We start from the raw sequence: 3,552 nt of genomic DNA on the forward strand, positions 1-3,552 counted from the left end.
CGTCCGTCTGGGGGACGGAAGGTCGCAGGTTCGAGTCCTGCTAGCCCGACCAATCATAACCGCCCGCCTGTGCAGCCGCACGGCGGGCGTTTTGGTACCTGCGAGGGGGAAGAAATGACGACTGTAGGCGTTCTGGCCGACCACCAAATTCGCGATATGATCGCAAGTGGCGGTATCGCATCCAACACACCGATCACTGACGGACAGATCCAGCCCGCCTCTCTCGATCTGCGTCTTGGCGACACCGCTTACCGTGTGCGTGCGTCGTTTCTGGCAGGACGTCAACGGACCGTTACAGAGCGTCTGACTGATTTTCAGATGCATATAATCGACCTGAACGGCGGGGCCGTCCTTGAAAAAGGGTGCGTCTATGTGGTGCCATTGATGGAACGTCTGCGCCTGCCGAAAGGTATGACTGCCGCGGCAAGTGCGAAATCCTCCATCGGGCGGCTCGATTTGCTGACGCGGATCATCACCGATCAAGGCGTCGAATTCGATCGCGTTCCCGAAGGCTACGATGGCCCGCTTTTTGTTGAGATTTGCCCGCGTTCTTTCTCTGTTGTGGCACAGCCGGGACAAATGCTGAACCAGATTATCTTCCGTCAAGGCAAAACCTTGATGTCCGACGATGACTTGCGCGCGCTTCACGCACAAACGCCGATTGTCTCAGGCGAGCCGGTGATTTCGGACGGTTTGGGTTTCTCGGTTGATTTGCGTCCAAATGCGGGCAGTCTTGTGGGTTACCGCGCCAAACCGCACACGGGCGTGGTCGATCTGGCCAAACTCAATCACTACGAAGTGGCTGATTTTTGGGAGCCCGTCCACACCGATGACGGTTGGATTATCCTTGATCCCGGCGCATTTTATATTCTCGTGAGCCGCGAAGCGATCATCATTCCCCCGATGCAAGCGGCTGAAATGGCACCTTATTTGGCAATGGTCGGTGAATTCCGTGTGCATTACGCGGGCTTCTTCGATCCCGGTTTTGGCTATGCTGAGGCGGGTGGATCAGGCTCGCGCGGGGTGCTTGAGGTCCGCTGCCATGAGGCGCCTTTCGTGCTGGAACACGGGCAAGTCGTGGGTCGATTGGTCTATGAACATATGGCCGCTCTGCCCGCAGCACTTTATGGCCGCGAAATCAAATCAAATTACCAGGGCCAAGGCCTGAAGCTGTCGAAGCACTTCAAATCCTAGCGCATAAAGCGGCGCAACATCCCTAAGCCTCGACGGGCTTTCTGGCCATTCCGACGGGCCGTCTGGGCGGCTCTACGTTCCTCTGGCGTCATATCCGCAGGGTTTTTGCCGCGATTGGCAGCCATATTGATACCTTTGTTCATGACCAAGCGCAGGCCCATGTTTATCAGTCGGTTTATATTCATCGCATGTCCCCTTGCGCCGTTCCCGATTGAGATCGCATCAAACGGTTAATCCTCAAACAACTCGCTCTGGTTATCGTCTTCGTCGTCATCCGCCTCACCCAAAGCATTGGCGCCCGGCGGAGGTCTGTTTTCCAGCAATCCGGCAGAGCGTAGCTCCTTCAGCCCCGGCAAATCACGGGCGTTTTCAAGGCCGAAGTGATCGAGAAAGCCTTGTGTCACGACGAAAGTCACCGGACGGCCCGGTGTCATGCGTCGCCTGCCAAAGCGGATCCACTCCAATTCAATCAACTGGTCTACCGTGCCACGGCTCACACTGACGCCGCGAATTTCTTCGATCTCCGCGCGAGTAACCGGTTGATGATAGGCCACAATCGCCAAGGTTTCGATGGCCGCACGGCTCAGTTTGCGGGTCTCGACCGTTTCCTTCTGCATCAAGAACCCAAGGTCGCCCGCCGTGCGGATCGCCCATGCGTCGCCCACCTTCACAATATTCACACCGCGCCCATCATAGCGTTTGCGCAATTTGGCGAGCGCCTCTGCCGGGTCGCAACCATGCGGCATCCGTCCGATTAACTCTGTGACGGTCACAGGGTCTGCCGTAGCAAACAAGATCGCTTCGACCATGCGCTCCTGCTCACCCATCGGGGGCGCCTCAAAGAGGCTATCATTGGCAGGAGTGGTACCATCAATCATCGCGCGGATCTCTCTTGCGGATTTGGATCGGGGCAAAGGTTTCTCCTTGCCGAATTTCGATTTTGCCCTCTTTGGCCAGTTCAAGCGATGCCGCAAAAGTGGACGCCGTGGTCGAACGCCTGCGCTGTGGGTCCGCGTCCCAACCTTCGGGCAAGTAGCTCAAGATGTCGGTCCAATCGCCTGCAAACCCGATCAGCCCGCGCATCCGCTCAAGTGCCTGCTCCATCGTCATGACATGCTGGCGATCCATCACATAGGGACGGAAGTCATCACGGGTGCGAATGCGCGCATACCCTTGCATCAGGTCCAGCAAGGTCGCGGAATAGGACACGCGGCGCACACGTTGGACATCTTCGGTGATACCACGGGCAAAGAAATCCCGGCCAAGCTGGTCGCGCGCCATCAGCTTGGCGGCAGAGTTGCGCATGGCTTGCAGGCGTTCCAGTTGGAAAGCCAGATGTGCAGCCAGTTCTTCGCCCGTGGGGCCTTCCTCTGACGGGTCAGGCGGCAACAACAATCGCGACTTCAGGAACGCCAGCCAAGCGGCCATCACCAGATAGTCCGCCGCCAGTTCCAACCGCAGACGTTTGGCCTGTTCCACGAAGGCGAGGTATTGCTCTGCCAGCGCGAGGATCGAAATTTGACGCAGGTCCACCTTTTGCGTGCGCGACAACGTCAGCAGCAAATCAAGCGGGCCCTCAAAGGCGCCCACATCGACAATCAGCGCTTCTGCGGCCACGCGGTCGCTTACGCTGACAATGTCTTCCTGGAATGTGTCGTCCTGCATGAGCCCTCTTTAGCGTAGTAGCGCTTCAAGTTCTTCTTCTAGCTGGGGGATGTCAATATTTTCAGGGGTTTTTCGCGCAGCAAACACGCGATTTGCACGCACGGTTGCTGCATTGCGCATGTCACCTGCGGCATTTGCAACCGCCTGCATTTCAACCGCATCGCCATTGCAATGCAGGATCACGTCACAGCCCGCCGCAAGAGAGGCGGCGCTGCGATCGGCAATACTGCCCGACAGCGCCTGCATCGAGATATCATCAGTCATCAACAAGCCATCGAAACCGATCTCTTGGCGTATCAAACCCATCGTTCTAGCGGATGTCGTGGCTGGGTTTGCGGGATCAATATCCGCGAAGACAATATGTGCCGTCATCCCCATCGCAAGATCATTGAGCGCTTTAAACGGTGCGAAATCTCGGGCGGACAATGCCGCGTGCGGCACATCGACCAGCGGCAAGGCCAGATGGCTGTCGCTGGTTGCGCGCCCATGGCCCGGTATATGTTTTAGCACCGGCAAGACCCCGCCGGCCATAAGCGCATCAGCACAGATACGCGCGGCTTGGGTGACTGTCGCGGCATCCGCACCGTAAAGCCGGTTTTGTAGAAACGGATGTGTCGCAGGTTCCGCGATATCGGCAAGCGGCGCGCAATTTGCATCGACGCCAACACCGATCAATTCCGCCGCGATCAGGCG

Annotated in this window: 5 protein-coding genes; 1 reads left to right on the forward strand and 4 read right to left on the reverse strand. The window is 57.7% G+C overall.

Annotated features, from left to right (window positions below):
- The first annotated feature begins 114 nt into the window (after window positions 1-114).
- Window positions 115-1,194, forward strand: coding sequence for a 2'-deoxycytidine 5'-triphosphate deaminase (locus tag ACFDSS_RS14135; RefSeq protein WP_375256361.1), 1,080 nt, complete (start codon window positions 115-117; stop codon window positions 1,192-1,194).
- Here the strand turns inward: ACFDSS_RS14135 and ACFDSS_RS14140 are convergent.
- From ACFDSS_RS14140 to ACFDSS_RS14155, 4 genes are all read right to left on the reverse strand, one after another.
- Window positions 1,191-1,379: a hypothetical protein gene (locus ACFDSS_RS14140; RefSeq protein ID WP_375256362.1), complete on the reverse strand. Its 189-nt coding sequence runs from the start codon at window positions 1,377-1,379 to the stop codon at window positions 1,191-1,193. The genes ACFDSS_RS14135 and ACFDSS_RS14140 overlap by 4 nt on opposite strands.
- A gap of 45 nt (window positions 1,380-1,424) precedes the next feature.
- The gene (gene scpB / locus ACFDSS_RS14145) at window positions 1,425-2,072 is read right to left on the reverse strand and encodes an SMC-Scp complex subunit ScpB (protein WP_375256363.1); all 648 of its coding nucleotides are present in this window, start codon (window positions 2,070-2,072) and stop codon (window positions 1,425-1,427) included.
- Window positions 2,065-2,859 (reverse strand): segregation and condensation protein A, encoded by a 795-nt coding sequence (locus ACFDSS_RS14150; RefSeq protein WP_375256364.1) that lies wholly within the window; start codon window positions 2,857-2,859, stop codon window positions 2,065-2,067. Before ACFDSS_RS14150 ends, scpB begins: the two co-directional genes overlap by 8 nt.
- Window positions 2,860-2,868: 9 nt before the next feature.
- Window positions 2,869-3,552 (reverse strand): glycoside hydrolase family 3 N-terminal domain-containing protein (locus ACFDSS_RS14155; protein WP_375256365.1); only part of this gene is annotated, 684 nt, incomplete at its 5' end.

Source organism: Yoonia sp. (genome assembly GCF_042093035.1).
Classification (GTDB): Bacteria; Pseudomonadota; Alphaproteobacteria; order Rhodobacterales; family Rhodobacteraceae; genus Yoonia.

Excerpts from the sequence above, each read along its gene's own strand:
- ACFDSS_RS14140 (WP_375256362.1), bottom strand. The coding sequence starts at position 1,379 with ATGAATATAAACCGACTGATAAACATGGGCCTGCGCTTGGTCATGAAC.
- ACFDSS_RS14150 (WP_375256364.1), bottom strand. The coding sequence starts at position 2,859 with ATGCAGGACGACACATTCCAGGAAGACATTGTCAGCGTAAGCGACCGC.
- scpB (WP_375256363.1), bottom strand. The coding sequence starts at position 2,072 with ATGATTGATGGTACCACTCCTGCCAATGATAGCCTCTTTGAGGCGCCC.
- ACFDSS_RS14135 (WP_375256361.1), top strand. The coding sequence starts at position 115 with ATGACGACTGTAGGCGTTCTGGCCGACCACCAAATTCGCGATATGATC.